General features: G+C 63.4%; 27 protein-coding genes and 1 pseudogene. 16 read left to right on the top strand and 12 right to left on the bottom strand.

The features are described from left to right. Positions 1 to 4 precede the first annotated feature (4 nt). The 3 genes from J3A71_RS05065 to J3A71_RS05055 are packed head-to-tail and all read right to left on the bottom strand — an operon-like array spanning position 5 to position 2207. Positions 5 to 331, bottom strand: coding sequence for a DUF3325 domain-containing protein (locus tag J3A71_RS05065; RefSeq protein ID WP_016489038.1), 327 nt, complete (start codon positions 329 to 331; stop codon positions 5 to 7). Further along, positions 331 to 1905, bottom strand: a complete 1575-nt coding sequence (locus J3A71_RS05060; protein ID WP_016489039.1) for a PepSY-associated TM helix domain-containing protein — start codon at positions 1903 to 1905, stop codon at positions 331 to 333. Before J3A71_RS05060 ends, J3A71_RS05065 begins: the two co-directional genes overlap by 1 nt. Next, the gene (locus J3A71_RS05055; RefSeq protein ID WP_016489040.1) at positions 1902 to 2207 is read right to left on the bottom strand and encodes a DUF3649 domain-containing protein; all 306 of its coding nucleotides are present in this window, start codon (positions 2205 to 2207) and stop codon (positions 1902 to 1904) included. Before J3A71_RS05055 ends, J3A71_RS05060 begins: the two co-directional genes overlap by 4 nt. Before the next feature lie 327 nt (positions 2208 to 2534). On the opposite strand from J3A71_RS05055, the pseudogene J3A71_RS05050 reads away from it, so the two are divergent. Further along, positions 2535 to 2850 (top strand): annotated as a pseudogene (locus J3A71_RS05050) (hypothetical protein); the annotation flags it as partial. A 605-nt stretch (positions 2851 to 3455) separates the two neighbouring features. Further along, on the top strand, positions 3456 to 3803 hold the full coding sequence (locus J3A71_RS05045) for an HPF/RaiA family ribosome-associated protein (protein WP_016489041.1): 348 nt from the start codon (positions 3456 to 3458) through the stop codon (positions 3801 to 3803). Between the two features lie 65 nt (positions 3804 to 3868). Here J3A71_RS05045 and J3A71_RS05040 read toward each other — a convergent pair whose 3' ends face one another. Beyond that, positions 3869 to 4276 (bottom strand): response regulator, encoded by a 408-nt coding sequence (locus J3A71_RS05040; RefSeq protein ID WP_016489042.1) that lies wholly within the window; start codon positions 4274 to 4276, stop codon positions 3869 to 3871. A 22-nt stretch (positions 4277 to 4298) separates the two neighbouring features. Next, a complete protein-coding gene (locus J3A71_RS05035; RefSeq protein WP_016489043.1) occupies positions 4299 to 4469 on the bottom strand; it encodes a Flp family type IVb pilin in 171 nt (56 codons plus the stop codon). 292 nt (positions 4470 to 4761) lie between these two features. On the opposite strand from J3A71_RS05035, the gene cpaB reads away from it, so the two are divergent. Genes cpaB through J3A71_RS04995 form a run of 8 tightly spaced genes read left to right on the top strand, consistent with a single transcriptional unit; the run spans position 4762 to position 12171 of the window. Then, positions 4762 to 5715: a Flp pilus assembly protein CpaB gene (cpaB, locus tag J3A71_RS05030; protein ID WP_096426744.1), complete on the top strand. Its 954-nt coding sequence runs from the start codon at positions 4762 to 4764 to the stop codon at positions 5713 to 5715. 18 nt (positions 5716 to 5733) lie between these two features. Further along, positions 5734 to 6972, top strand: coding sequence for a type II and III secretion system protein family protein (locus J3A71_RS05025; RefSeq protein WP_016489045.1), 1239 nt, complete (start codon positions 5734 to 5736; stop codon positions 6970 to 6972). Beyond that, positions 6969 to 8159, top strand: coding sequence for a pilus assembly protein (locus tag J3A71_RS05020; protein WP_095116087.1), 1191 nt, complete (start codon positions 6969 to 6971; stop codon positions 8157 to 8159). Before J3A71_RS05025 ends, J3A71_RS05020 begins: the two co-directional genes overlap by 4 nt. Then, positions 8156 to 9412: a CpaF family protein gene (locus J3A71_RS05015; RefSeq protein ID WP_016489047.1), complete on the top strand. Its 1257-nt coding sequence runs from the start codon at positions 8156 to 8158 to the stop codon at positions 9410 to 9412. Before J3A71_RS05020 ends, J3A71_RS05015 begins: the two co-directional genes overlap by 4 nt. Continuing rightward, complete coding sequence (locus J3A71_RS05010) at positions 9409 to 10290, top strand: type II secretion system F family protein (RefSeq protein WP_096426745.1); 882 nt, start codon at positions 9409 to 9411, stop codon at positions 10288 to 10290. The genes J3A71_RS05015 and J3A71_RS05010 overlap by 4 nt, the downstream gene beginning before the upstream one ends. A gap of 2 nt (positions 10291 to 10292) precedes the next feature. Then, positions 10293 to 11180 (top strand): type II secretion system F family protein, encoded by an 888-nt coding sequence (locus J3A71_RS05005; RefSeq protein ID WP_016489049.1) that lies wholly within the window; start codon positions 10293 to 10295, stop codon positions 11178 to 11180. A 10-nt stretch (positions 11181 to 11190) separates the two neighbouring features. Further along, positions 11191 to 11892, top strand: a complete 702-nt coding sequence (locus tag J3A71_RS05000; protein ID WP_024717469.1) for a tetratricopeptide repeat protein — start codon at positions 11191 to 11193, stop codon at positions 11890 to 11892. 15 nt (positions 11893 to 11907) lie between these two features. After that, complete coding sequence (locus J3A71_RS04995) at positions 11908 to 12171, top strand: DUF3613 domain-containing protein (protein WP_016489051.1); 264 nt, start codon at positions 11908 to 11910, stop codon at positions 12169 to 12171. Positions 12172 to 12450: 279 nt separating this feature from the next. Here the strand turns inward: J3A71_RS04995 and J3A71_RS04990 are convergent, their stop codons facing one another. Next, complete coding sequence (locus J3A71_RS04990) at positions 12451 to 12888, bottom strand: prepilin peptidase (RefSeq protein ID WP_016489052.1); 438 nt, start codon at positions 12886 to 12888, stop codon at positions 12451 to 12453. A 75-nt stretch (positions 12889 to 12963) separates the two neighbouring features. On the opposite strand from J3A71_RS04990, the gene J3A71_RS04985 reads away from it, so the two are divergent. After that, on the top strand, positions 12964 to 13407 hold the full coding sequence (locus J3A71_RS04985) for a TadE/TadG family type IV pilus assembly protein (RefSeq protein ID WP_016489053.1): 444 nt from the start codon (positions 12964 to 12966) through the stop codon (positions 13405 to 13407). Further along, positions 13404 to 16049 (top strand): ATP-binding protein, encoded by a 2646-nt coding sequence (locus tag J3A71_RS04980; protein WP_209952694.1) that lies wholly within the window; start codon positions 13404 to 13406, stop codon positions 16047 to 16049. The genes J3A71_RS04985 and J3A71_RS04980 overlap by 4 nt, the downstream gene beginning before the upstream one ends. Here J3A71_RS04980 and J3A71_RS04975 read toward each other — a convergent pair. Then, positions 16034 to 17992: a TadG family pilus assembly protein gene (locus J3A71_RS04975; RefSeq protein WP_231995291.1), complete on the bottom strand. Its 1959-nt coding sequence runs from the start codon at positions 17990 to 17992 to the stop codon at positions 16034 to 16036. The genes J3A71_RS04980 and J3A71_RS04975 overlap by 16 nt on opposite strands. Positions 17993 to 18134: 142 nt before the next feature. Between J3A71_RS04975 and J3A71_RS04970 the strand changes: the two genes are divergently transcribed. After that, positions 18135 to 18425: a DUF3509 domain-containing protein gene (locus J3A71_RS04970; RefSeq protein ID WP_016489056.1), complete on the top strand. Its 291-nt coding sequence runs from the start codon at positions 18135 to 18137 to the stop codon at positions 18423 to 18425. Between the two features lie 3 nt (positions 18426 to 18428). Here J3A71_RS04970 and J3A71_RS04965 read toward each other — a convergent pair whose 3' ends face one another. After that, on the bottom strand, positions 18429 to 18899 hold the full coding sequence (locus J3A71_RS04965; RefSeq protein ID WP_023048378.1) for a phosphate-starvation-inducible PsiE family protein: 471 nt from the start codon (positions 18897 to 18899) through the stop codon (positions 18429 to 18431). 322 nt (positions 18900 to 19221) lie between these two features. Between J3A71_RS04965 and J3A71_RS04960 the strand changes: the two genes are divergently transcribed. After that, complete coding sequence (locus J3A71_RS04960; RefSeq protein WP_016489064.1) at positions 19222 to 19485, top strand: YebG family protein; 264 nt, start codon at positions 19222 to 19224, stop codon at positions 19483 to 19485. Positions 19486 to 19592: 107 nt separating this feature from the next. On the opposite strand, the gene J3A71_RS04955 is transcribed toward J3A71_RS04960, so the two are convergent. Continuing rightward, entirely contained in the window at positions 19593 to 20612 is a 1020-nt protein-coding gene (locus J3A71_RS04955) for a Glu/Leu/Phe/Val dehydrogenase dimerization domain-containing protein (RefSeq protein ID WP_016489065.1), read from the bottom strand. Between the two features lie 123 nt (positions 20613 to 20735). On the opposite strand from J3A71_RS04955, the gene J3A71_RS04950 reads away from it, so the two are divergent. Further along, positions 20736 to 21542: a tetratricopeptide repeat protein gene (locus tag J3A71_RS04950; RefSeq protein ID WP_016489066.1), complete on the top strand. Its 807-nt coding sequence runs from the start codon at positions 20736 to 20738 to the stop codon at positions 21540 to 21542. Here J3A71_RS04950 and maiA read toward each other — a convergent pair. From maiA to hmgA, 3 genes are read right to left on the bottom strand one after another with little or no spacing between them, the layout of a single operon-like run. Then, positions 21536 to 22168, bottom strand: coding sequence for a maleylacetoacetate isomerase (gene maiA / locus J3A71_RS04945; protein ID WP_016489067.1), 633 nt, complete (start codon positions 22166 to 22168; stop codon positions 21536 to 21538). The two genes, J3A71_RS04950 and maiA, sit on opposite strands and share 7 nt — an antisense overlap. 12 nt (positions 22169 to 22180) lie before the next feature. Next, positions 22181 to 23473 (bottom strand): fumarylacetoacetase, encoded by a 1293-nt coding sequence (gene fahA / locus J3A71_RS04940; RefSeq protein ID WP_096426748.1) that lies wholly within the window; start codon positions 23471 to 23473, stop codon positions 22181 to 22183. Between the two features lie 3 nt (positions 23474 to 23476). Continuing rightward, on the bottom strand, positions 23477 to 24778 hold the full coding sequence (hmgA, locus tag J3A71_RS04935) for a homogentisate 1,2-dioxygenase (protein ID WP_016489069.1): 1302 nt from the start codon (positions 24776 to 24778) through the stop codon (positions 23477 to 23479). Between the two features lie 173 nt (positions 24779 to 24951). On the opposite strand from hmgA, the gene J3A71_RS04930 reads away from it, so the two are divergent. Then, the gene (locus J3A71_RS04930; protein WP_016489070.1) at positions 24952 to 25734 is read left to right on the top strand and encodes an IclR family transcriptional regulator; all 783 of its coding nucleotides are present in this window, start codon (positions 24952 to 24954) and stop codon (positions 25732 to 25734) included. The last annotated feature ends 381 nt before the right edge of the window (positions 25735 to 26115 follow it).

Below are 26115 nucleotides of genomic sequence, written 5' to 3'. Positions count from 1 at the left end.
GGGTTCACACAGCGAACACGGCCAGCAAAGGCCCGAGCACCACACTGGCGGCAGCTGCGCCCAGCAGCAGGCGCGGCTGGTAGGGCAAGCCAAACACCCACACGGTCACCCCGGCCATCATCACCGCCGTCCACTCCACCAAGCCATGGGCCCAACCACGCAGGTGCACGCTGAGGACCAGCGACAGCATCAGCAGCAGCCAACCGGCAACCCGCAACACCCGTAACTGCCCGGGGCGCGGCTTGCGCCCTAGCAGTTCGCTGAAGTGCTTTTCCATGGCCAGGCACAGGGCGACAAAGCCTGCGAATGCAATCAGTGCGTTACCCAGCATCAGTTCACCTGCGCCGTTTCAGTGCCCGGTTTTTGTGCCGCGCGTGCTCGCCTGGCTACCGGTTTGGGGCTGCGCAGCATCTTGCCGGCCAGCCAGGCCAGGAACAGGCCGGTACCCAGTGCCGTCAGGTCGAAGCCCGCCATGGCCCAGTCACCCGCCTGCAACGAATGGTTCAGTCCCCGGTCGGTGCCAAGGCCGTTGAGCAGCGGCAACAGGGCAAAGGCCAGCGCACCCAGGGCCAGTTGCTCGCCCCAAGCCCGGCGCCCGCTGCGCAGCACGGCATGCACCAATGACAAGCCCCAGGCGATGAAGAAGGCATTGACCTCCCAATTGGCGCGGCCCTCGATGCCCACCGGAATCAGGCGGTTGGCCCAGAAGAAGCCCGCCACCGCCAGCAACAGCCCGCTCATGCTGGCGATATTAAGCACCTCGACCAGGCGCAACTCACCCGGCATGTGCGGGCGCTTGGCATGTTTGAGTTGGCGCTTTCCCAGCCACATCACCAGCCCGGTGCCGATCACCGCAGTGCCAGCAATGCCAAAAAAGAAGTACAACCAGCGCAGCCAGGGCCCGGCAAAGTTGCCCATGTGCAACCCGGCAAAGCTGAAGGCGGTCATCATTACCCCGCTCTCTGGCTTGCCCTGGCTCAGCAGCGCGCCACTGGCGCCGTCAAACGTCCAGTTGGCACTGCGCCGATAAGCCACGTGGTCGGCAGCCGATTGGGTAAAGGTGACGCGGGCATTGCTGTCACCCGGGTTCTGCACCTGGATGTTGCCAATGCGCGCCCCGGGCTGCAGCGCCTGCACCTTGGCATACAGGCTTGGCAGGGCGACCAGCGGCGTCGCCAGTTGGGCTGCCTTGGGCGCATCGTCGCGCCCGAACAGGTCGTTGAAGTACTTGCCGGTGTCATTGCCATAGCTGGCCATGATGCCCGCCGGCATCACCATGTACATGAACAGCACCAGGCTGCTGTAGCTGATCATCAGGTGGAATGGCAGCACCAGCACGCCTATGGCGTTGTGCCCGTCCAGCCAGGACCGCTGGCCCTTGCCGGGGCGGAAGGTGAAGAACTCCTTGAAGATCTTCTTGTGGGTGATGATGCCGGTGACCAGCCCCAGCAGCATGATGAAGGCGCAGAAGGTCGACAGCCAGCGGCCAAACGGGTATGGCATCTGCAGCTGGAAGTGGAAACGGTAGAAAAAATCGCCACCACGGCTGTCGCGCGCCTCAACCGGTTGGCCGGTCTGCGTATCCAGGGTTTTGTTGACAAAGCCACGCGGCCCGCCATTGGGATCGCGATAGCCCACGCTCAGGCCCGCCTCGCGCTCGTTGGGCATGCGGATGAACCAGGACGCGGAATGCCCGGCGTTGTCCTGCAGATACTGCTGGGCCTTATCCAGGCTGAGGGCCGGGTCCAAGGCATGACTGCGCACTTCGGGCTGCATCCAGTGGGTAATTTCTTCCTTGAAATACGACAACGTGCCGGTCAGGAAGATGGCAAACAACAGCCAGCCGAAGATCAGGCCGGTCCAGGTGTGCAGCCAGGCCATCGCCTGGCGGAAGCCTTCTTTCATGGGTTTTTCATCCAGTAGGCAACGCCGCTGATCATGGCCAACAGCAGGCTGGGCGCCAACACGCCCAGCCAGGCACGCCAGGCGCTGCGACAGGCAAAGCACCAGATGAATGCCAGCAGGTAAAAGACGAACGACAACAACAGGCCGGTCAGCGTGGCATCGACCGTTGGCAGCGGTACTACCAGGGCAATGCAGACGCTGGCCATGGACGCCAACAGGTAGCCGCCCAATAGCGCGGCCAGGCTGCGTGAGGCAACGGCCAGCCGATAGCTGTGCGGAAGGCCGGCAGTTTTGCGCGTCATGGCAAGGTCCGGATGTTTTCTGGGGGTGCAATAATAATGATTTCAATTCTCATAGGCAAAGAGTTAGCGATGTGCTGCCTGTTCTGGCCCTATCGCCGGCAAGCCGGCTCCCACCGGTATTGCACAGGGCTTGAAGACAGCGGGCTTCTGTGGGAGCTGGCTTGCGGGCGATAGGGCCGGTGGAGATTGCCGAGCACTTTGCCCTGCAATACAGCGCGAACAATTCTTACTACTATTTGCGCTACACAGCGCCGGAGTATCACGGTGCCCAGCGCGCTCACATCCACGGTCGAAGGCCTGTACCGCGCCCATCACAACTGGCTTACCCGGGTGCGGCTGTTCGAAGGTGAACTGGCGCTGCAAGTGGCCAACGATCCCCGACCATTGCTGCTGCGTACCGGCGAAGGGGCGCTACACCGGCACGGCGGCCGCTTCAACGGGGGCTGGCAGTCGGTCTCGGCGCTCGACCACAATGTGGGCGCCTGGGTCGACGGCATGCTGGTGGCCTCGCAGATGCGCCTGGCGGATTTCCGGGTCGTATCCGCTGGATGACAGTGAGCGCATCCTGCAAATGCTGGAGGTAGCACTGCCGGTTCGGGTGCGGCGCTTCACCCGGTCGTGGGTGATGGTGGATGTGGGGTGAGGGCTACCAGGTGACCGCCGCGGGTTTTGCAGGGGGGCGTAGATCGAGCGCCGCCCGCGCGGCGCTTCGCGGGGCAAGCCCGCTCCCACATTTGTTTCGGGCCAGTTATGCCTGCAAGAGAGGCGCGCGACCGCCTTGTTTGTACGACTCGATATCGAGCCATGCGCCAAGGCGATCGCGCTCCTTTGTCACAGGACTGATTGGCCCGAAACAAATGTGGGAGCGGGCTTGCCCCGCGAAGCGCCGCGCGGGCGGCGCTCGATCTCACAGGCGACAAAAAATTCATGGCGAAAACACCCGCAAAAAAAAAGATCAAATCAACTGAGCCATTTTCCCAACCTTGCGTGACAGACATGGCAGCCCCCTCTCTCAGGACCCGACCCATGCCGTTGCGCCCCAGCCCCCTCGTCCACGCCCTGCTGCTCACCACATCGCTCGGCGTGGCCACGCCTGCCAGCCCCATTTGCAACAAGAAATTTATTTTCAAAAAGGGCTTGAATTCGGTCCGCGGTTGCCTGACCTTAGAGTCAAGAGGCGCAGAAATTCCAAGGGTCTCAAGGACCTGAGCGCGTCTCCATGCGAGCAAGCTGAATAAGGATTGAATCATGCAAATCCAGGTCAACAGCAGCAACCATTTCGAAAGCAACGCCCGTCTCGACCAGTGGGTCCGCAGTACACTGCAAAGCTCCCTGGAACGTTACGAAGAAGACCTCACCCGCATCGAGGTTCACCTGCGCGACGAGAACGGCGCCAAGCCCGGACCGCATGACAAACGCTGCCAGATGGAGGCTCGCCCCAAAGGCCACCAACCGATTTCCGTGACCCACACTGCCACTTCGGTGGACCAGGCAGTCGACGGTGCCGCCACCAAGCTCAACCACGCGCTGGAACACTTCTACGGCAAGCTGCGCAGCAAGCGCGGCGCCCTTGAACTGAGCGACCCGGACGCCTGACCGCACAATGAAAAACGCCCGGCCAAGTGCCGGGCGTTTTTATTAAAGGCCATTGAAGGCCTTCCTCAACTCACTACCCTCAGCTTTGGTACGGGGAACAGGTTCTCCAGGGTCTTCAGCAAACGCGCGTGATAAAGCGGCTTGCGGAAAAAATCCACCACCTGCAGGTGCAGCATTTCACTGACGTCATCCACGTCGGCCTGCCCGGACATGACAATCACCGGCAGGTGCTGGCGGGCCGTGTGATTGCGCATGCGCCTGATCAGACCAATGCCGCTTTCCTCCGGCATACGCAGGTCGGTGATCACCAGGGCAACGTCCGGATGACGGGTAAGCTGTTGCAAGGCAACCTGTACCGATGTCGCGGTCAGGCAGGCGAAGCCTTCATTTTCGAGAAGTTCGGCCAGCTCCAGCAGAGCGTCCTGCTCGTCATCCACCAAAAGGATCTGCTGGCGCGAGAAAGCGTTCTGCATGGCGTTGGCTCCTGCTCACCGGTCAAAGGGCATTTTTGATCGTGGTGAAGGTGGTGTTGACGGCCGTGGAGATGTCGCCAACGAAGGCGGCCAGCACCACTGCGACCATCGTCGCGATGACCGCGTATTCGATACCGGACGCACCGTCCTTGCGATGCAGGAAGGTCATGCAATGCAGAATGAACAGTTTCATGTCTCAGCTCCTTGCGGCACATGCCGGCGATTGCGGTATCAAAGTGACACCTATTTGCCATCAAAGAATCGCCAAGCTGAGGCGGACTGCAAATGTATCAAAGGATTAATCACAAAGGATTAGCTCAAGAGAATTAACACCCGCAATACTGCTAACCCTCTGTATTGCCTCGACTTAATCACAATTCCAAAAAAAAGCCCTCCCGCTCATGGCAAATGGCAATGGCTGCGCTACCGTCCTATAGCGAAATAGTGACTTTTTGCCATCAGTTGCAACGTGCAGGGAGGCCGAGATGAGCAGTCGCTTGACCCTAGCCTTGGCTGCTTTCTTCCTGCTGGCAGCGCTGTTGGCCGGCTACTGGGGTGTTGTGCTGAGCCGCCCGGCGGCCACGCCCGCACCGGTTACCCCTGCGGCCGAACAACCGATTGCAGCCGTTGCCCCACCCCCCATCACTCCACCGGAGCCACCGCGTACGGCCGTGGTCGTCCTGCGCAAGGCTTTACCCGCCAATACGCCGGTCAGTGAAGACGATGTGCTGATCGAGCGCCTGCAGGTTGCCCCCACCGGGGCCTACCAGCAAACCGCCCAGGTGATCGGGCGCACCAGCGCCAGGCCACTTGCAGCGGGCACCTGGCTGGATGAGTCCAGCTTCCAGGCTGGCGGGCCGCTGGCCCGGATGATCCGTGCCAACGAGCGGGCGGTGGCAGTCGGTGTGGACGAAGTGGTCGGCGCCGCCGGCCAACTGCGCCCAGGCGACTACGTGGACGTGTTGCTGTTCCTGCGTGAAGAGCCCAACAACCCGCAATCCTCCGCCCAAGTGGTGCTGCCGGCCTTGCGCGTGCTCAGTGTCGGCGACCAGACGGGCCTGGCCAACGACGGCCGCCCGGCGCAGACCGCCGAAGAGCAAAAGGCCCGGCGCGAACAAGCCAGTATGAACAACGGCACAGGTACCCGCACCGTGGCGCTGGCAGTGCCGGAGGCCTTGGCCAGCCGTTTGATGCTGGCTGCCCAGGCTGGCACCTTGCGCCTGGCCGTGCGCAGTGCCGATGAGCAGCGCCTGGCGCGGTACTGGAACGAGCCCGATGCCCAACCGCAGGTGGAGGCCGCCAACCGCGAACTCTACCGCTTCAGCCAGCTCTCCCAGTCGCCGGTGGCCAACGCTGCCAGCCTGGCGACCAGCAAACCCACACCCGCCATGCACATCATCCGTGGCGCACAGGCTGACGATACGAATAAAACCCCCTGACCCGGCAAGGATGCAGCGATGCGTAGTTCCTTTTTGAGACAAGCATGTTGTACCGGGCTGCTGGCCGCGCTGTTGCCCCAGGCCCAGGCAGTGGGCAAAGGCTGCGAGGCGATCAGTCAGCTCCCTTCGGTCATCGAGATAGACCAGGGCCTGCAGCAGGAACTGCGCCTGCCACTGGCGATCAGCCGGGTTGCCGTAGGCGAGCCCAAGGTGGCCGATGTGCAGGCCAGCGGTGACCGCGGTGTGGTGATTACCGCAGTGGGCCAGGGCAATACCACGTTGATGCTGTGGACAGCATGCGCCCCGTCACCGCACCGGGCCATGGTATTCGTCAAAGGCCGGGCCAGTGCCGACATGGCCGAAGACAGTTTTTTGCCGTCGCAGGATGCACAACTGATCAGCCAGGTGCAGGCCGATATCCGTTTCGTGGAAGTACGCCGAAACAAGTACAGAGAAGCTGGCGCACGGCTGTTCTTCAAGGGTTCGAACAACAGCCTGATCGGTGCGCCTGGAACAGTGCCTAACACCTCTGTATCCCCAGGTTCGGTACCCATTGCGAACCCGGAGATCCCGCTCACAGAGAACGTCTTCAACATCGTCTGGGGCGGCGGCAGTAGCCGCTTCCTTGCCATGATCAACGCACTGGAAAGCAGCGGCTTCGCCTACACGTTGGCCCGCCCGAGCCTGACCGTACTCAGCGGCCAGACCGCAAGCTTCCTGGCGGGTGGCGAAATTCCGATTCCAGTCCCCAGCTCGGGCAGCGACAACGTGTCCATCGAATACAAGGAGTTCGGCGTACGTCTGGCGCTGACACCAACCATCATCAGCCCCGGCAGGATCACCCTCAAGGTGGCGCCGGAGGTCAGCGAGCTGGACTACAGCAACGTAGTAACCATCGCCGGCACGCAAGTGCCGGGTTTGACCGTAAGACGCACCGACACCAGCATTGCCCTTGCCGATGGCGAAAGCTTCATCATCAGCGGCTTGGTCAGCAGCAACACCAGGTCCGATGTCGACAAACTGCCTGGCCTCGGTAACCTCCCAATCCTGGGCGCATTCTTCCGGCAATCGACGCTCAAACGCGAAGAAACCGAACTGCTGATGATCGTAACTCCACACCTGGTCCAGCCGCTGGCCGCCAACGCGCGGCTGCCGGAACTGCCGGGTGAGAACTTGCGCAATTACGACCCCAGCTGGGGGCGCCTGTTCTTCCTGGAAAACGGCAACTTCGACGGCAAGGGTGGGTTATCCCAATGAACGAGAGCCTGAACCCCACCTTCCTCGCCATCACCCGCAATGAAGAGGACCTGCACTGGCTACAGGGCGCACTGGCGCCGCAAGGCCAGGTGATCGGTGCCAGTGCCGGCAGCCTCGACGAGCTGCTGGCGCTGGTCAACGCCACCTTCAGCAACCTGATGTTCATCGGCCTGGACCGCGAACAGTTGGTCAGCCAGTGCGCCTTGATCGAGGGGGTGCTGGAGGCCAGGCCGATGTTGGCGATTGTCGCCCTTGGCGATGGCATGGACAACCAACTGGTGCTGCATGCCATGCGCGCAGGCGCCCGCGATTTCGTCGCCTATGGCTCACGCCCCAGCGAAGTGGCCGGGCTGGTGAGGCGCCTGGGCAAGCGCATGCCGGCGGTGACCAGCAACCCCAGCCTTGGCGGGCTGACCGTGCTGTTCGGTGTACAAGCCAATGCAGACGGCGCATTGCTCACCACCCACCTGGCCCGGGTGGTGCAGGAGAGCGGCCAGCAAACCCTGCTGCTGGACCTGGGCCTGCCGCGTGGCGACAGCCTGGCGCTGCTCGGCCTGGAGGCTTCGTTCTTTTTCGGCGACGCCCTGCGCCACCTGCGCCGCCTCGACACCACACTGATCGACAGCGCATTCACGCGCGACAAGAAAGGCTTGCGCCTGCTCACTTACGCCGAGGCCGACGACCCGCTGCAACAAACCAGCGCCGCCGAGCTGTACATGCTGCTCAGCGCCCTGCGCCAGCACTTCCAGCACATTGTCGTGAACCTGACTGGGCATGCCGACAGCGAAGCCCTGCGCACGTTGGTGAGCCATTGCGACAAACTGATCGTCTACACCGACCAGAATATCCTCGACTGCCGACGCAACCTTGAAGTGCTCGACCTGTGGCGTGACCACGGCATGAAGCTGGAGCACGCCAGCCTGCTGGTGGACCGCTACCTGAGCAACGTTGCACCCGATGCCGATACCCTGGCCAAACGCTACGGGCTGCCCTTGCTCAAGGCCATCCCCTACAGCCCCGAAGTGCGCCTGAATGTGAAGAACCAGGGCCTGAGCCTGTTCGAACTGGCCCCGCGTGAAAACCTCACTCAAGCCCTGCGCAGCCTCGGCGAACGCCTGGCACGGCGCTCGGAAAACCTCGCACCACCCGCCTTCACCTGGCTGCGTCGGCTTTGGGGGAGCAAATGAGCAATGACCAACCCTTTGGTGGCCAGCAACACGCCTCCGGCGACCCCTACGCGCTAAAGCGTGCACTGCACCGCTTTGCCATCGACGCCATCGAGGACAGCGGCCGCAACCTGCTCGAAGGCGCCCGGCCAGCACTGACCCAGTTCGTGCTGGAGCAGGTGGGCGATTACGTCGCGCGCCTGCGCCTGGCCATGTCGCGCTACGAAATGGAGCGCCTGGCCGAAGAGCTGGTAGATGAGCTGACCGGTTTCGGCCCGCTGGAAGTGTTGCTGCGAGACCCCACCGTTACGGAAATCCTGGTCAACGGCCCCCATCGGGTGTTCGTGGAACGGGCGGGCCTGTTGCAACAGACCGACCTGCGTTTTATCGACGCTCACCATGTGGAGCGGGTGATGCAGCGCATCCTCGCGCCGCTTGGCCGGCGCCTGGATGAATCCTCGCCAATGGTCGACGCGCGCATGCCCGACGGCAGCCGGGTGAATGCGATCATTCCGCCTGTGGCGCTGGACGGCCCGTGCCTGTCGATCCGCAAGTTCCGCCAGGACATGCTCAAGAGCGCCGACCTGCTGGCCACACGCGCCATCGACCAGTCCATCTTCGACTTCTTCGAACGCGCCGTGGGCAAACGTTGCAACATCCTGGTCAGTGGCGGTACCGGCACCGGCAAGACCACCCTGCTGAACATCCTCAGCCAGATGATCGCGCCCCGCGAACGCCTGGTAACCATCGAAGACGTCGCCGAGCTGCAGCTGCACCATCCCCACGTGGTGCGCCTGGAAACCCGCCCGCCGAATGCCGAAGGGCATGGCGAAATCAAGGCCAGCGAACTGATCCGCAACGCCCTGCGCATGCGCCCAGACCGCATCATTCTGGGCGAGATCCGCGGCAGCGAAGTGCTCGACGTGCTCACTGCGATGAACACCGGCCACGATGGCTCGATGAGCACGGTGCACGCCAACACCGCACAGGATGCGCTGCTGCGCCTGGAAACCCTGGTCGGCCTGAGCGGCCGGCAGATTGCCGAGAAGACCTTGCGGCAGATGGTCTGCGCGGCGCTGGATGTGGTGATCCAGCTGACCCGCCTGCCCGACGGCCGACGCTGCGTCAGCGAGGTGCTGGAAGTGGTCGGCGTGCGCGATGAGGTGTACGTGACCAACACCCTGTTCCGCCTCGATCGTCGTGGCGGCGATACCTTTCTGCGCGAAGCACCCAACCCGGCGGGCAGCAAGCTGCGCGCAGAGGGCGTGCTGTGACCGGCCCCTTGCTGCTGGCGCTGTCCCCGCTGCTGCTGGGCGTCGCCCTGCTGCTGTTGCGCCGTAGCCTGTACAAGCGGCACGAAGAGCGCATCCTGCAACGCCTGGGGCGGGCGTTCAGCATTGTGCGCAATGGCACCGCCCGGCGCGAATGGCTCGACGCCCTGCTGCAGCGCGCCGGCTTGGGGGCTGTCGACATCGAGCCACAGCGCTGGTTGCTGGCGTGGCTGGGCGTGGTGCTGCTGGGGCTGATCGCCGCCGGCTGGGTGGCCGCATTGATGCTGCTGGTCGGCCTGCCAACCCTTGCGTACCTGATCCTGAGCTGGCAAAGCCGCCGGCAGATGCGGCAAATCGTCGACCAGTTGCCTGGCCTGCTGGACTACAGCGTGCGCAGCCTCAAGGCCGGCCGCACCCTCAATGACGCGGTGCTGGGCGGTATCGACAGTAGCCGCGATCCCCTGCGCTCAGCCATGGCGCGGGTGCAGCGCAACGTACAGTTGGGCGTGGCGCTGGAGGATGCTGTGAGCGAGCTGGCCGAACTGCACAAGCAGGACGAACTGCGGCTGTTCGCCCTTGGCTTGCGCATCAACCAGCGTTACGGCGGCAATGCCAGCGAGCTGATGGAAAACCTGATCAAACTGATCCGCGAGCGTGAACAAGGGGCGCGTCAGCTCAAGGCGATGACCGGCGAGACCCGCATCACCGCGATCATTCTCGGCTCCTTGCCGCTGGCGATGGTCGGCTACTTCCTGATGGCCAACCCGCATTACCTGCTGGCCATGTGGCGGGACAGCAGCGGCCAGATGATGCTGTTGCTGGCCTTTGCCCTGCAGGTGCTCGGTTGCCTGGTGCTGTGGCGAATGATGAGGAGCCTGTGACCATGGCCTTGCTGATCTGCGCCCTGTGCCTGTTCATTGCCGCCAGCCTGTTTGGCCTGCAGGTCATTCGCCAATGGCGAGCGCGGGTACTGGTGACCCGACGCCTGCAGGGGCGACTAACCCGCGACGAACGCCTGGGCGACTGGCTGCACTGGCTGGGCAGCAGCGCGTGGGGGCAGCGCTTGCAAAGATTCGACGGCGAAAGCCAGGCCCTGCTCGAACGTATCGGCTGGCGCCGCAGCCGCCAGCGCGCCCTGTTTGCCGCTGTTCAGCTGGGCCTGCCGCTGTTGGCCGTGATGCTGACACTGCTGTTGCAACAGGGGTTCAAGGGCAGCGCGGCAGCCGGCTGGGTGGTCTGGCCATTGTGCGCGCTGGGCGTCGGTTACCTGCTGCCCAAGCGCCTGCTGGCCGTGGCTGCGGCACGTCGCCAGCAGCGCATCGCCGAAGAAGTCAGCCTGATGATCCCCTTGCTGCGGATTCTTTTCGAGACCGGCCTGGCCGTCGAGCAGGCACTGCGTGTGCTGAGCCAGGAAGGCCGAACGCTGATCCCGCACATCAGCGCAGAGTTGCGCCAGGTGCTGCAACGGGTGGATTCAGGCATGGCGCTGGGCCCGGAGCTGGAAAAAGTCGCCCAGCTGCTGGCTGTGGATGAGTTCACCGATACCTGCGTGATCCTGCGCCAATTGCTGGCACAAGGCAGCGGCGCGATGAAGTCGCTGCAGGCACTGAAGGCGCTGCTCGACGACCGTCGCCTGACCCGCCTGCAAGAACGGGTATCGATGATGTCGGCAAAGATGTCGGCAGTGATGATGGTGTTCCTGTTTCCGGCCTTGCTCATTGTCCTTGCCGGGCCAGGCTTTTCTGCATTGGCGCGGGCGTTGAGCCCATGAGGACTGAATGATGAAGACAATCCTGTTGTGCGCAAGCCTGGTGTTGCTGACCGGATGCGCCGGGCAACAGCCGGAAGGGCTGCGCCAGTTGTTCGCCACCGCCAGTTGCAGCAAGCCTGACGCCGACCAGCAACTGTCATTGAACCTGGCAGACGAAATGCTCAACGACGGGCGCCCACACGCCAGCCTGGCCCACCTGCAGCAACTGCCGGACACCTTCGAACAGGTTCGCCTGCGCAAGGCCAAGGTGTCACGGCTGCTTGGCCTCAGCGAGGCCGAACCTTTGTACCGCAGCCTGCTGGGCGGTTGCCTGGCCGCCGAAGGCGAACATGGCCTTGGCCAATTGGCCTCGGCCCGGGGCGACGACGTCCAGGCCCTGCAGAACCTCCAGCGGGCAGTAAGGCTCGCGCCTACCGATGAGCGGGTGCGCAACGACCTTGGCGTGGTGCTGATGAACCTGGGGCGCTATGAGCAGGCGCGCTTCGAGTTGCTGACGGCCATCGAACTGAAAGACGACAACCCGCTGCCTGCGGTCAACCTGGTGACCTTGGCGCTGGTGCAGGACAACTGGCAGCAGGCCACCGACCTGGTAGGCCGGCTGCAGCTCAAAGCGGGGCAATTTGCCGAAGCCCAGGCACGCGCCAGCAAGATCAAGGCCGGCGGCCGAGGCCCGATCGCATCGGCCAGGGCCCCGGACATGATGGTCAATTGATACACGGAGGTGATCATGATCAGGTACGTGATGCTACTGGCCTGCTGCGTAGGCAGCGCGACTTTGATGGCCGAGCAATACCCGCCCCATGCCGCTCCGGACGAAACGGCCACCGAACGGCTGTTGCGCGTGCAGTCCAGCGGCGAGCAGGCATCCAGGCGCCTGCAGGTGCAAACCGCGCGGGAGCGTGACCAGTCCATGCAGCGCTGGCTGGATACCTACAAGTATGAAATCCCCGACTTCTACCGCTGGACCAAGATGGCAGAGCGCAATAATTAGTTCGCGGGTATTTTTGCGTCGCCTGTTAGATCGAGCGCCGCCCGCGCGGCGCATCGCGACGCAAGGCCGCTCCCACATCTGTTTCGGGCCAGTTATTCCTGCGCCATCGGCGCGCGCTCCCTGGGTGCACGGCTGGAGATGGCAGAGAAGCGGCGACGCAACCTTCGATAGCGAATGGAACACACAAGGGGTCGCGCGCCAATGGCACAAGCGGGATTGGCCCGAAACGAATGTGGGAGCGGCCTTGCGTCGCGATGCGCCGCGCGGGCGGCGCTCGATCTAACAGGCGACGCGATACTCAAGCCAGGCAAGCGAAACGGCAAAACCGGCCAGCAAGCAGGGCGCAAACGGCCTTTTCTCCCCCGGCTGGCGTGCCCTGCGCCGTACCATTTGCCACACAACCAGTGCCACACCGGCACCCATAAAAGTGCCGAGTACGTGGGCCAGGCTGCTGGCCAGGGCCAGTGCGCCGAGCAGCTTGACGTCGCCAGCCCCGAATTGGCCCAGCATATAGCCGGGCAGCGTCAGCAGCAGCACGATGACGAAAGCCAGCGCGGCATCGCTGCCCGGGGCACCGAGCCAACTGTGCCCGGTGGCCAGCAACCAGGCCAGCGCACAGGCGGCAGCACCCAGCGTCAGGACATTGGAAATCTGCCGTTCCCAGGCATCCTGCCCCGCGCACAACACAAGCCAGACAAGCACTGCAAGGCTATGCATAGGCAAATGGCCATCCCTGTTCGTCGATCGGTTCTATGCTGTTACTCAGGATTCATGGTCAGGGTAGACGCAATCATGAAAGCAGGCCCGGCAAAACGGCAAAACGGCGCAGCGGCCATTGAGTTCGCGGCCGTATTCATGATCTTTTTCGCGGTGTTCTACGGCCTGGTCAGTTACACCTTGCCGATGCTGATGCTGCAGTCATTCAACCAGGCCAGCGCCGAAGCCGTGCGCCGTTGCGTGGCCCTGGACCCGAACAGCGCCAGCTACAGCACCGATGTGCAAACCCTGGCCCATCAGGTCATCAGCCAACAATTACAGTGGATGCCCTCCGCGTTCAACTTCCAGCCCGCCAGTGACGCGCAGGTAACCCTGGGCGCCAACAAATTGCTGACCGTGACCATCAATTACCCCAAAACGAAACTGACCAACGTGCTGCCGATGCTGGTACTGCCACTGATCGGTGAAGTACCGCGCCTGCCCGACCGCCTGCGGGCCGAAGCGAGCTTGCAGCTGTGAGCGGGTTGTTCGAGCGCTGGCTGGGCGGCCAGACCACCGAGCAGGCAGCGACGGCCCCGCAAGCGGTGGGGCTGCAACTTTGGCTGGATGACCAAGGGCACGTGCTGCGCCTTGCTGGCCCACTGCGCACGGTGCTCCCTGCGAGTTCGCACAGCGCCCCCCGTGTGCATGACTACCTGCAACGGCACAGCTGGCTGGTGCTTGAAGGCCCCCCTGCCGACTGGCAGGGGCAACCGCTGGACCTCGACTTCGCTACCGTGCACGGCCCTGCCCTGCACACCCGCGGCTGGCTCCAGCGCCAGGCAGATGGCTGGCTGCTGCAGTTGTTCGATATCGGCGACCTGCTGGGCGAGCACGAGCAACAAGGCCATCGCCTGACGCAACAGGCACTGGCAGCCGCGCTTGGCCGCGCCCTGCGTGACTGCGACGAAGACCGCCTGATGGTGACAGCCACCGATCAACTGAAGCACCTGGCTGAGCACTGGCAGGCGGGCTCTCTGCGTCTGATGCTACTGGGCGATGGCGGCTGGTACACCTACACCAGCAGCGACAACGACTGGCCCTGGGCCGATGACGAGCGGTTGCGCCCCTGGCTACAAACGCTACCGCCACGCGGCCGAGAAGTGGCTGCCGGAAACCCGCTGTTGCAGTCATCGTGTGCCGGCTTGCCATTACTGGCCGTGCCCTATTTGCACGGCCATACCGTGCAGGCCTGGTTGCTGTGCGCAGGGGCACAGCGGCCGCCTGCTAGCGAAACGGTTGCGGCCCTGCTGCAAGCGCTGATCGAACCCCTGCTCAGTCGCCTGCGCCAGCACCAGTTGCGGCAACGTTCACGCCACCTGGATGAACTGCAACAGCAATTGGGGGCCGGCTGGTGGTCATGGCCTCTGCAAGGGCCGCTGCAATTCGACCCCGCCCTGGCCTTGCGCCTGGGTTTACCGGCCGAAGCCACCGCAGAGCAATGGCTAGGCCGGATACACCCGGCCGATCGCGAAGCCGCACGCATGGCATTGGAACAACTGCGCGCAGGCATTGCGTTGAACCTGAACCTGCGCCTGCTGCCAGCCAACCGCCTGGCAAGCCCGCGCTGGCTACAGTGGGCGGGCCAGCTGCAAGGCCGTCAGGTTCAGGGGTTTGTGCTCGATATCAGCGCGCTGAAAGCCCAGGAACTACAGGCCGGGGCCGCGCGCGCCCGGCTCGAAAACCTGATCGCCAGCTCGCCCGCAGTGATTTACGTCCAGCGCTATGCCGAAGGTGCACTGCACAGTGAATTTTTCAGCGCCAGCCTGATGCCGCTGCTGGGCTGGCCCAAAGACAGTGAACTGGCGCGCCACCCTGCTCAGGCCGTGCATCCCGACGACCACCCGACGTGGCTCGAACGCACCCGTACGCTGCTGCGCGATGGCCAGGTACGCTGCCGCTATCGCCTGCGCGATCACCTTGGCGGTTACCACTGGATACTGGACGAAGCCCGCCTGCTGCGTGACGACCTGGGCCAGCCTGTGGAGGCTGTCGGGCTGTGGCTCGACGTCAGTGAATTGACCGAGGCGGCCGAACGTGTGCGCCAGAGCGAGGAGCGTTACCGGGTGCTGGTAGAGGACTCGCCAGCCATGATCTGCCGCTATCGCCCAGACCTCGAGCTGCTGTTTGGCAACCACCCGCTTGCCGAACAGCTGGAATGCGCGCCGCAACAATTGACGGGCATGAACCTTGGTCAGTGGCTGTCCGACAGCCAACGGGAGGCCTTTCTCCAGCGCCTGTCTATGTTGACGCCGGCGCAGCCGTTGGCCAGTGCCGAAATCTGCCTGCAATTGCCCGGACGCAGAACAGCCTGGTGGGTGTGGGCCGAGCGTGGCCTGTTCGATGAGCACGGTCAGTTGCAGGAAGTGCAGGCGGTGGGGCGCGATAACACAGCGGTACGCCACAGCCAGCAGCAACTGCTGCAAGGGGCCAAGATGGCCACGCTGGGCGAATTGGCAACGGGCTTCGTGCATGAAATCAACCAGCCGCTGGCGACCATGCGCCTTGCGCTGGTCAATACCCTCAAACGCCTGGAAAGTGGCGTGGTCGATGCCGAGTATGTGGCGGGCAAGCTGCAGCGGATCGATGCCCAGGTCGAACGCATTGCGCGCCTGGTCGAGCATCTGCGCACCTATGGGCGCCGGTCCGAGGTAGAACAGCAGGTGTTCGCCGCCTGGGTGGCGGTGCAAGGTGCGCTGGGGTTGCTGGCTGAGGGGTTGAGCGGCAAAGGCGTGGCCTTGCTTGTTGAAGAGCCAGACCTGTGCCCGGAAGTACTGGGCCATGAGGACCAGCTCGAGCAGGTGCTGATCAACTTGCTGGTCAACGCCCGGGATGCGTTGCTCGAACGGAGGGTTGCCAAGCCGCGGATCAGCGTGAGCCAGCGCGTCGAGGACGGGCAGCTGTGCCTGTTGGTGGAAGACAACGGCGGCGGTATCGACCCACGCCTGCTCGAACGCATCTTCGAACCGTTCTTCACCACCAAGGCCGCCGGAGCGGGCACCGGCTTGGGCTTGTCGGTCAGCCACAGTATCGTCGAAGCCATGGGCGGCCGGTTCGAAGCGCACAACCGCAACGAAGGTGCGTGCTTCCAGGTCTGGTTGCCCGTCTACAGCGCCAGCTGAGCACGGCCGCCGGAGCAACTGAGGTTGGCCCCGACTTCGGCGTTGACCAGGTCGATGCCGAGGACCTTGAGCAACACGTTGACCAAGGGGTCCAGCAACGGGCTGAGCAAATTCTTGATCAAGGGTTCGACGATGCCTTTGACGCCGCCAAGGACGTTGCCGACGATTACCAGTACTTCACCGAGGCCGCTGTTTGCAGTGGGTTTATAGGCTTCCAGCTGTATGCCTTGCAAGGTATCGGTGAGGCTGCCGACTACGTTGTTGTTGGCGGTTTGCATGCTCTGGTACACCGAGGGAAGGCCGATGTTCGGCGGTGTGCTGTTGGGGGCCTGGAACACCAGCGGGCGTTCGACCGCTCCGCTGCCCAGCACCTTGCTGTTGACGCGCAGGCCCAGGCCGCCACCAGCGAAGGGGCTACGTGCATCACAGATCGCAGGCAGTATGAGCAGCCGGGTGCAGCGTTTGGTCCCGATGTCGACCAAAGGCAACGCTTTGACAACGGTGGTACCACTGGTAAAGAACGCGTCCACGGACTCAAAACGCCCCACCGCAATCTTGGCGGCTGAACTCTGAGTCTGAGTCGTCAAACGTTTGGGTGAGCAACTGAACGTTTCAGGCGATAACGGGTTGAGCCGCGTCGTCGCTTCTGCCACTTCAAGGCCGATGTCCAGCGACAGCTTGTCCGGGACCAGGATTATATCGGTGACCGTACACGGCACGCCGACCAGGCATAGCACCGATTGCAATGTACTGGCGAGGTTCAGGCTGAGCAGATTGTTAAGCACATTGGTGATCGGCCCGACGAGATCCAACACGGCATTGAGCAACCCAAGCACCGAGTTGAGCAAAGGCAAATCCAGCGAAATCATCGCCCGCACCTGTGCGGTATGCACCCGCAGCTCATCGGTACGCGGGTCTCCCACCGCAGAAATCTGCTGCGGCTCGATCACTTTCAACCGTACCCGACCATTGACCAGCCCCAGCACGCTGATTGGCAAATCCACCGTTGCCGCACTTTCGCTGACCGCCAGCTGGATTACCCCCTGCACCAGTTGCAGCAATTGAATGCTGGCATCCAGCCCGGCCTGCGCTGTGCCGTTCTGAATATCGAGCAAGTCCCCCAGTTGCAATAACGTGCTGTTGCTGGCGCCCAGTGCCACCTTGCCCAGGTTGGTCACCACATCTGCCGCCGCACCACTCTGCTGCAGTACTTTTACCGCCGCTTGCAGCAACTGGGTAGCGGTGGCATCGGCAGTGAGCAGTTGCTGGTAGTCGCCCGCCTTGAGCTTGAGATCGATGGCGAGTTGGTCAAGGTAGCTAAGCAGATTGAGCTGGGTACTGGCGATGCCTTGCCAGCCGGCCACATCAAGCTGAACCGTACCACCCAGGGCGCCGAGAAGAGCGTTGAGCAAAACCGACTGCCGCGAGTCGACGGTCGCCAGCGTGGTACGAATACTCAACATCGCCTGCGGCGGCAGAGGCGACGATGCCACGGCATGCGCGTGCAAGGTGGTGGTCAACGGCACGCCATTGCCCTGCGCCAAGGTGTACACCCCCGCAGCAAAACTGGTGGGCACCGTGTTGCTCACATCCACCCGGATGGCTTCATTGCGAGTGTTGTCACTGGTGAAGGTGCGCAAGCTGTTGGCGCCGGTCTGCAGGTACCCGCAACTGGCGGTCAGCGGGTTGCTGGCCGCATGGCCGTTGCGTGTGGCGGCGGCCCGGGCAATCGCGGTCGCCTGTGGCCCGCTGCCGGTGCACACGGCAAACTGGCCTGCCGCCTCCAGCGCCGACATGTCGGCAATGCGCTGCAGCTTGCGCTGTTCAAGAAACAGGCGGCCGCTGTCAATCACCACCAGCATGAACAGCAGGGCAAGGCCCAGGGTAACCACCGCCATTAGGCCGATTGCGCCACGCTGACGGGCAGCAGATGAGGGAACCACGGGCACTCCTTTGCCGGCCATTGGCCATGCGTCGCGGCTGCGATTCAAGGAGTGTAGTTACGATAATGGCTAATTGCCCACCAGGAACCAACCTGACAGGGGCCGGTCAACTTCAGCAGACAATCTTTGCAGGCCCTCAGGCATGAATAACCCTTTCGACCGAATCAGTGCTGCCTTCGCCCCCGAATACCGGGTCAACCTGAGCATTGCCAACCTCGACGGTAGCATCATGCTCACCCTGTCGGACGACGCCGGCGTAGTCGCCAAGCGCCTCATCACCCAGGCCCAGCGCAACGACCCGGTGCGCCTGCAACGGGTGATCGACAGCATCCGCCTGGGCCTCGCCATCGAACTCAGCCAGAACCCCATGCAAGTGCTGGCCGCGCTGACCCGTGACGCCCGCCACGAGCCGCGCCATTTCGTTGCCAACTGAGGGCTACTTGCCCTCCTCCACGGTCTTGCCGTTGGCGTCCAGCACCTTGGTCGAGGGGTAGCGGTACGAAGCGTAGCGCACCACCAGGATCGAAAACGCCAGCAGCAGGATGCCCCCACACAGGTACAGCAGGCCTTCGTCCGGTGCCTTGTGGTGCGAAACATCGCCGATCAGCAGGCGGGTGAGTGCGGTGATGGCCACGTACAGCAGGAAGCGGATCGGCATGTGGTTGGTCTTGAAGTAGATGCCGACCATCGCCCCCAGCTCCAGGTAGATGAACAGCAGCAGGATGTCATCGACACTGATCCCGCCCTTGCCGAGCATGTCCAGGAAGGTGACCACCGCCGCATAGGCGGTGATTGCGCCGATGCCGAACAGCGCCAGGTAATGGAACGCCTCGACACACAGGTTGCCCAGCGAGTCGGCCGAGCCGTGCAGGCCCTTGCGCAGTTTTTCTGCCCATTTGATGTTCACGATGTTCCATTCCCCGATACGTCTTGTAAGGATGATGCGTCACCGGTGTGACGCTTGTGCCATGCAGTTAAAGGGCCAAGCCCCTGTCTTGAGAAGACGACCGATTGCCGCAAGGCACGTCGGGACGTGGCAAGAAGACGGGTCGCCTGGGCCGGCCCTTTCGCGGGTGAACCCGCTCCCACAGGTTCTGCATCTGCCTTGCAACCTGTGCTGCCCCATGGGAACGCTACAATTTCTGCTTGCGAACCAACCAACATTGCCATTACTGTATATAAATACAGTAAATCGCAACGCAACCAGCAAAAAGGCATAGAGGTGATGAATGGCCGTCGAAGTGGTGTACCGCAGCAGCCGCGACCCGGAGCGCTTGTTTATGGATAAGGCCGAAGCAGACCGTCACGACAAGATGCTCGAACTGGCCGAGCGCCTGGCCGAAGTGCTGCACAAGGCGGTGCCGTCGCTGACCGAGCAGCAGGTTGAAGAAGCCGGTATCTACATGGCCAAGAACCGCGATGTGTTCGCCCGGGCGTTCAAGAGCCAGCCGGATGCGTTGGCCGAGTTGCTGGAAGGTGGCGCAGCCGAGTGACATCGGCGGCGCCTGCTCCCACAGGGCCCCCACTGCCTTCGAGGCTTGTGCAATACCTGTGGGAGCGGGCAAGCCCGCGAAGAGGCCAGCAAAGCCAGTATCAACCTTCAGCCATACAACAGCCGCTCCGCCAACATCTGCGCCACCCGCGCCGGCGAACGCTTTTCCGCCTGCGCATGGCCAAACACTTCGGTGAGCCGTGAAGGAATGCGCGCCAGGTGCGCGGTAATGGTGCCCAGGTCCTCGCCACGGTGGGTCAGCGCCACATAGATCAGCCCACCGGCATTGATCACGTAGTCTGGCGCATACAGTATCCCGCGTGATTCCAGCTGGTCTGCCACCTGCAAGGTAGTCAGCTGGTTGTTCGCCGCCCCCGCCACTGCCGCACAGCGCAGCTGCATCACGCTCTGCCCGTTCAATACCGGCCCCACACCGCAGGGTGCGAAGATATCGCAAGGGGTGCTGATCAATGCATCGTTGGTCACCGGTTTGGCATCGAACTGCTCCATCGCCAGCCGCACCCGACCTGGGTCCAGGTCGCTGACCAGCAGCTCCGCCCCCACCGCATGCAGTTGTTCCGCCAGCGCATAACCGACATTACCCAACCCCTGCACCGCCACCCGCAAGCCTCTGAGGTCATCGCTGCCCAGCCGGAACGAGGTGGTGGCGCGAATGCCAGCGAATACCCCCATTGCCGCATGCGGCGAGGGGTCACCCGAGGCCGTGGTGCTGGTTACGTGGGGGGTACTCTGGGCGATGCAGTCCATATCCAGGGTCGAGGTGCCGCTGTCTACGGCGATGATGAAACGCCCATGCAAGGTATCGATGAAACGGCCAAACGCCTCGAACAACGCGGCGCGGTTCTCCACATGCGGGTTGCGCATGATTACCGCCTTGCCGCCACCCAGCGGCAGGCCCGCCAACGCCGCCTTGTAGCTCATGCCCTGGGCCAGGCGAATGGCATCCGTCATGGCGCTTTCATCATCGGCGTAGGGCAGGTAGCGGCAACCGCCCATGGCTGGGCCCAACTGCTCGCTGTGGATCGCTACAACCGCTTTCAGGCCCGTAGGTGGGTCATTGAACAGGTGCAGTGACTGGGTACGGGTGCTTTGCATCAGTGCGAACATCGACAGGCTCCCCACGAGGTGCTCCTTCCAGTATAGGCACCGGCCCGAAGCCGGGGTGGTCGCCGGACCACTGGACGAAACCGCCCGCCACGGCTAATACTCAAGCGTGTGTGGAGATACCCAATGAAGCCACGTCAAGCCTGCCTGGCCTGCCTGGAACGCGAGCCTGTCGCCCTGCTGGAAGCCGCCTTGTGGATTGCCGCCGAGCACGACCGCAGCGTCGAGCCCACAGACAGCCTTGCCATTCTGCATGACCTGCAGCGTGAGATCAGCGCCAACCTGCCGATGCTGCCACTGTGCGAACTGGCCCAACCACTGCTGCGCCAACTCAATGCCCTTGGCTTTCAGCAGGATGAGTACCACCCGCTGCGCCCGCAGGCTGCACTGATGGACAAGGTGCTGCAACGCCGCCGTGGCCAGCCGCTTACCCTGGCCATCCTTACCCTGGAGCTGGCCCGGCGCTTGTCCATCCCGCTGGAGGGCGTGGGCTTCCCTGGCCATTTCCTGCTGCGTGTGCCGGGTGCCGACCACCTGCTAGACCCCTGTGGTGGCCGACGCCTGTACCCCAATGATTGCCGTGAGCTGCTGGCCCGCCAGTTCGGCCCGCAGGTTGCGCTGACGGCAGAACACCTGCGCAGTGCCAGCCCGCTGCAGATGCTGCAACGCCTGTCACGCAACCTGCGCCAGTTGCACATCAGCAACGATAACCACCTGGCGGCCTTGATCGATGCCGAGCGGATCATGCAACTGGGCCCGGTGCAAGTCAGCGACTACGTGACCCGCGCCTCGCTGTACCAGCACCTGGACTGCCCACAGGCCGAGCGCTTCGACCTGGAGCATGCGTTACTGCTGACGGAAGACCCGGTCCAGCGCCTGAAGCTGTCCGAACGTATCGGCAAGCTTCCGACGGCGAACCGTTCGCTTCACTGAGCCGGGCTGTCGGGCTGCTGGGCAGGGTGGGCTTTGGCGAACGCCGGGTGCCCAGCTGCCAGTGCGGCAACCCGAAGGATGCGCGGGAAGCTGTCGAGGTCGACGTTGAAGCGTTCGGCGGCATACAGCTGGGGGATCAGGTAAACATCCGCCAGCCCGGGTTGGTCACCGAAACAGTAACCGTGGTCACCAACCAGTTGCTCTACTGCCGCCAACCCCTGGCTGATCCAGTGGCTGATCCACTGGTTGACCTGGCCCTCGTCTTGGCCCGCCTGGCGCAGCCGGTTGAGTACGCTGACGTTATGCAGCGGATGAATGTCGCAGCCGATGATTGCCGCCACGCCACGTACCTTGGCACGCGCTTCGGCCGTGGCTGGCAGCAGCGCAGGCTGTGGATAAACCTCTTCCAGGTACTCGATGATCGCTGGCGACTGCACCAGCAAATCGCCGCCATCGGTGCGCAAGGCGGGCACGCGGCCCTGCGGGTTGACGGCGACATAGCCCGCACCGCGCTGCTCGCCCTGCAGCAGGTTGACCGGCAGGGACTGGTAAGCCAGCCCCTTCAGGGCCAGGGCAATGCGCACCCGGTAGGACGAGGTGGAACGGTAATAGGTGTACAGCTCCATGCCCCTGCCTCCTCAGTTGGCTGCGATAACCGTGCCACGGCATTCGCCAAAACCGATGCTGGCCACGCCGTCACGCGCGCAGCGGGCACGCAGGATGATTTCGTCGCCGTCTTCGAGGAACTTGCGTACCTCGCCGCTGGCCAGTTCAATCGGCAGCTTGCCGCCTTCGGTGATTTCCAGCAGGCTGCCGTACGAACCCGGCGTAGCGCCCGACAAGGTGCCCGAACCGAACAGGTCGCCCGACTGCAACTGGCAGCCATTGACGCTGTGGTGCGCCACCAGCTGGGCAACGGTCCAGTACATGCTGCGGGTGTTGCTCAGGGTCAGGCGGTGCGGGGCAACGCCCTGCTCGCGCATGCGCTCGGTCAGCAGCAGCACTTCAAGCTCGATATCGTATGCACCGGCGGCCTGGTCGCGCTTGTCCAAAAGGTATGACAGCGGCTGCGGGTCGCCTTCCGGGCGTGCAGGCTGGGCGCAGCGGAAGGGCTCCAGCGCCTCGGCAGTGACCACCCAGGGCGAGATCGTGGTAATGAAGCTTTTGGACAGGAACGGCCCCAATGGCTGATATTCCCAGGCCTGGATATCACGCGCCGACCAGTCGTTGAGCAGGCACAGGCCGGCCACGTGCTCGGCGGCGTCGCCGACCGGGATCGCCTGGCCCATGTCATTGCCCTGGCCAATCCAGATGCCCAGCTCCAGTTCGTAGTCCAGCCGCGCGCAAGGGCCAAAGCTCGGCTCGGTGTGCCCGGCCGGCAAGGTCTGGCCCTTGGGCCGGCGCACGTCGGTGCCGGACGGACGGATGGTCGAGGCGCGACCGTGATAACCGATCGGCACGTACTTGTAGTTGGGCAGCAACGGGTTGTCGGGGCGGAACAGCTTGCCCACGTTCTTGGCGTGCTCGATGCCCACGTAGAAGTCGGTGTAGTCACCGATCTGCGCGGGTACATGCAACTGGCAGGCGCTGGCCGGGTACAGCGCGGCCTGCAGCGCAGCCTGGTGTTCGCTGTGTTCGCCAAGCAGCACCTGCAAGCGCTCACGCAGGGCGACACGGGCGCTGCGGCCCAGCGCAAAGAATGCGTTCAACGCCCCACCACGGGTGGCTTCGACGGCGGCCTTGGCGGCGCCGTCGAACAGGCCGGCGGCCAGCACCGCCTCCAGGTCAAGGATCGCGTCGCCGATGGCCACGCCACAGCGCCTGGCTTCACCCGGCCGGCTGAAGATACCCAATGGCAGGTTCTGCAGCGGGAAATCGCTGTGCCCGTTGGCATGCTCGACCCAGCTACGGGCATTGGCAGTGTGGTTCATGGGTTATCTCCGGTTCGGGTTGAAGGTGCTCGGCAAGGTGGCCCAGCAACTGTCGTAGTCGGCCTGCAATTGCGGGCATTCAAGGGCTTGCTGGCTCGGGCGCAGCACTTGGCTGGTCTCGAACATGAAGGCCATGGTGTTGTCGATCTTGTGCGGCGCCAGGTCGGCGGCAATAGCTTTTTCGCAGGTTTCGGCATCGGGGCCATGGGCGCTCATCACGCCGTGCAGCGACGCGCCACCGGGCAGGAAGCCCTCTGCCTTGGCATCGTAGGCACCGCTGATCAAGCCCATGAACTCGTTCATCAGGTTGCGGTGGAACCATGGTGGTCGGAAGGTGTTCTCGGCCACCATCCAGCGTGGCGGGAAGATCACGAAGTCCATGTTGGCCAGGCCGTGCACGCTGGTCGGCGAAGTCAGCACGGTGAAGATCGACGGGTCCGGGTGGTCGAAGCTGACCGTACCAATGGTGTTGAAGCGGCGCAGGTCGTATTTGTACGGCACGTTGCTGCCGTGCCAGGCAACTACATCCAGCGGCGAGTGCTGCAGTTCGCACCCCCAGTGTTCGCCGAGAAACTTCTGCACCAGCTGCACCGGCCCTTCGGCCTCTTCGTAGTGCGCCACCGGGGCAAGGAAGTCGCGCGGGTTGGCCAGGCCGTTGCTGCCGATCGGGCCCAGCTCCGGAAGACGCAGCGGTGCACCGTGGTTTTCGGCGATATAGCCACGGGCCTGGCCGTCGAGCAGTTCGACGCGGAACTTCATGCCACGAGGGATCACTGCAATTTCCAGCGGCTCGACCTCCAGCACACCCAGTTCGGTGGCAATGCGCAGGCGGCCCTGTTCGGGCACCAGCAGCAGTTCACCATCGGCGTTGAAGAACACCCGCTCCATGGAACGGTTGGCGCGGTAGATGTAGATGCTCACGCCGGCCGGTTTCTCCGCGCTGGCGTTGGCCACCATGGGCAGCCAGCCTTCGATGAAGTCGGTCGGCTCGGCAGGCATCGGCTGGGGGCTCCAGCGCAGGCGGTTGGGGTTGATGGCCCCCAGCGGCCCGCTCAGCGGCTGGCGTGCCAGGCGCTCGAAACGCGGGTGCAATGCAGACGGGCGAATACGATACAACCAGGTACGGCGCAGCTCGCTGCGGGCCATGGTAAACGCGGTGCCCGAGAGCAGCTCGGCATACAGCCCGTAGGGTGCCTTCTGCGGCGAGTTCTGCCCGACCGGCAGGGCACCTGGCAGCGCTTCGCTGGCAAACTCATTGCCGAAGCCGCTGAGGTAGTGAAGGTCGGGTGATGTGTCGCGATTCATCGATGCCTCCGGGCTCTGGTCGAGCCATTGCGGGCAGCTGGCTGCTGGCCCGATGCGGGTGACAGCGCGTCTGCATTGTTTTTATCGTAATCAGATTACGAATAACGTAATTTGCTACGCGCATGGCGTCAAGCTATAAAGGCGCGACTCGACGAATCCGGAAGCAGATGTCCATGACCAAAGCCAGCTCCTCCGCCGACAACGGCAAGCAGAAAGTTCGCTCGGCGGAGGTTGGTACAGACATCCTCAAAGCCCTTGCCGAGCTCTCCCCTTCCACCTCGCTGTCACGCCTGTCAGAACATGTGCAGATGCCGGCGAGCAAGGTGCACCGCTACCTGCAGGCACTGATTGCCAGCGGCTTTGCCGAGCAGGATGCAGCCACCAACCATTACGGCCTGGGCCGCGAGGCACTGCGGGTGGGGCTGGCGGCGCTGGGCAGCATTGATGTATTGAAAATTGCCGCACTGCCGCTGTCGCAACTGCGCGACGAACTGAACGAGAGCTGCTTCATCGCGGTGTGGGGCAACCAGGGCGCCACCGTGGTCAGCATTGAACCCGCGGTGCGTGCAGTGACTGTGGTCACGCAGATGGGCTCGGTGCTGCCGCTGCTCACTTCGTCCACAGGCCTGGTGTTCGCTGCCTACCTGCCTGAGCGCGAGACCCTGGAGTTGCGTGATCGGGAACTGGCTGCCCTGCAGCAGCGTGCAGACGATTACCAGGCAGTACTGGCGGGCATCCGCGAACGCGGCCTGCACCATGTGCACGGGCTGCTGATGCCGGGCGTGGATGCGCTGTCGGCGCCGGTGTTCAACGCCTTGGGGCAGATTGCTGCCGTAATGACCGTGGTCGGGCCGACATCGATCTTCCATGCCGACGAGCACGGTCCGGCGGCGCAACGGCTGCTGGCGGCAGCGCGGGAAACCAGCTGGCGGATGGGCTATTCGCCTGCTGCCTGAACGCCGGCGGCACTATTGCCCGATACGTAAAGGTGAATGTCATAAGCCGCTATTTTTCCTACCGGATCAAGCGCTTATTCTTTACTCACTGGCCGGCATGAAGGGCTCTCCCCCCGCCTTTCATGCCGGCGAGGTTCACCGACGTAGATTTTGAAGCTCCTTGATCTGACGTCTCGATTGGCCGCTGCGGCTTGCAGCGGCCTTTTTTTTGCCCTGAACAACATGCGCTCTCGACTGGCTGACGCGGCCCCTGTGGGAGCGGCCTTGTGTCGCGATCGGGCTGCAAAGCAGCCCCGGCAATTTATGCAGTGCGGCTGATATCCTGGGGCCGCTCTGCGGCCCAATCGCGACGCAAGGCCGCTCCCACAAAGTACCCTGCAA

It is taken from the genome of Pseudomonas sp. PvP089 (assembly GCF_017875165.1).
GTDB classification, from domain to species: domain Bacteria; phylum Pseudomonadota; class Gammaproteobacteria; order Pseudomonadales; family Pseudomonadaceae; genus Aquipseudomonas; species Aquipseudomonas fortuita.
This window is presented reverse-complemented; position numbering and strand designations above follow the sequence as displayed.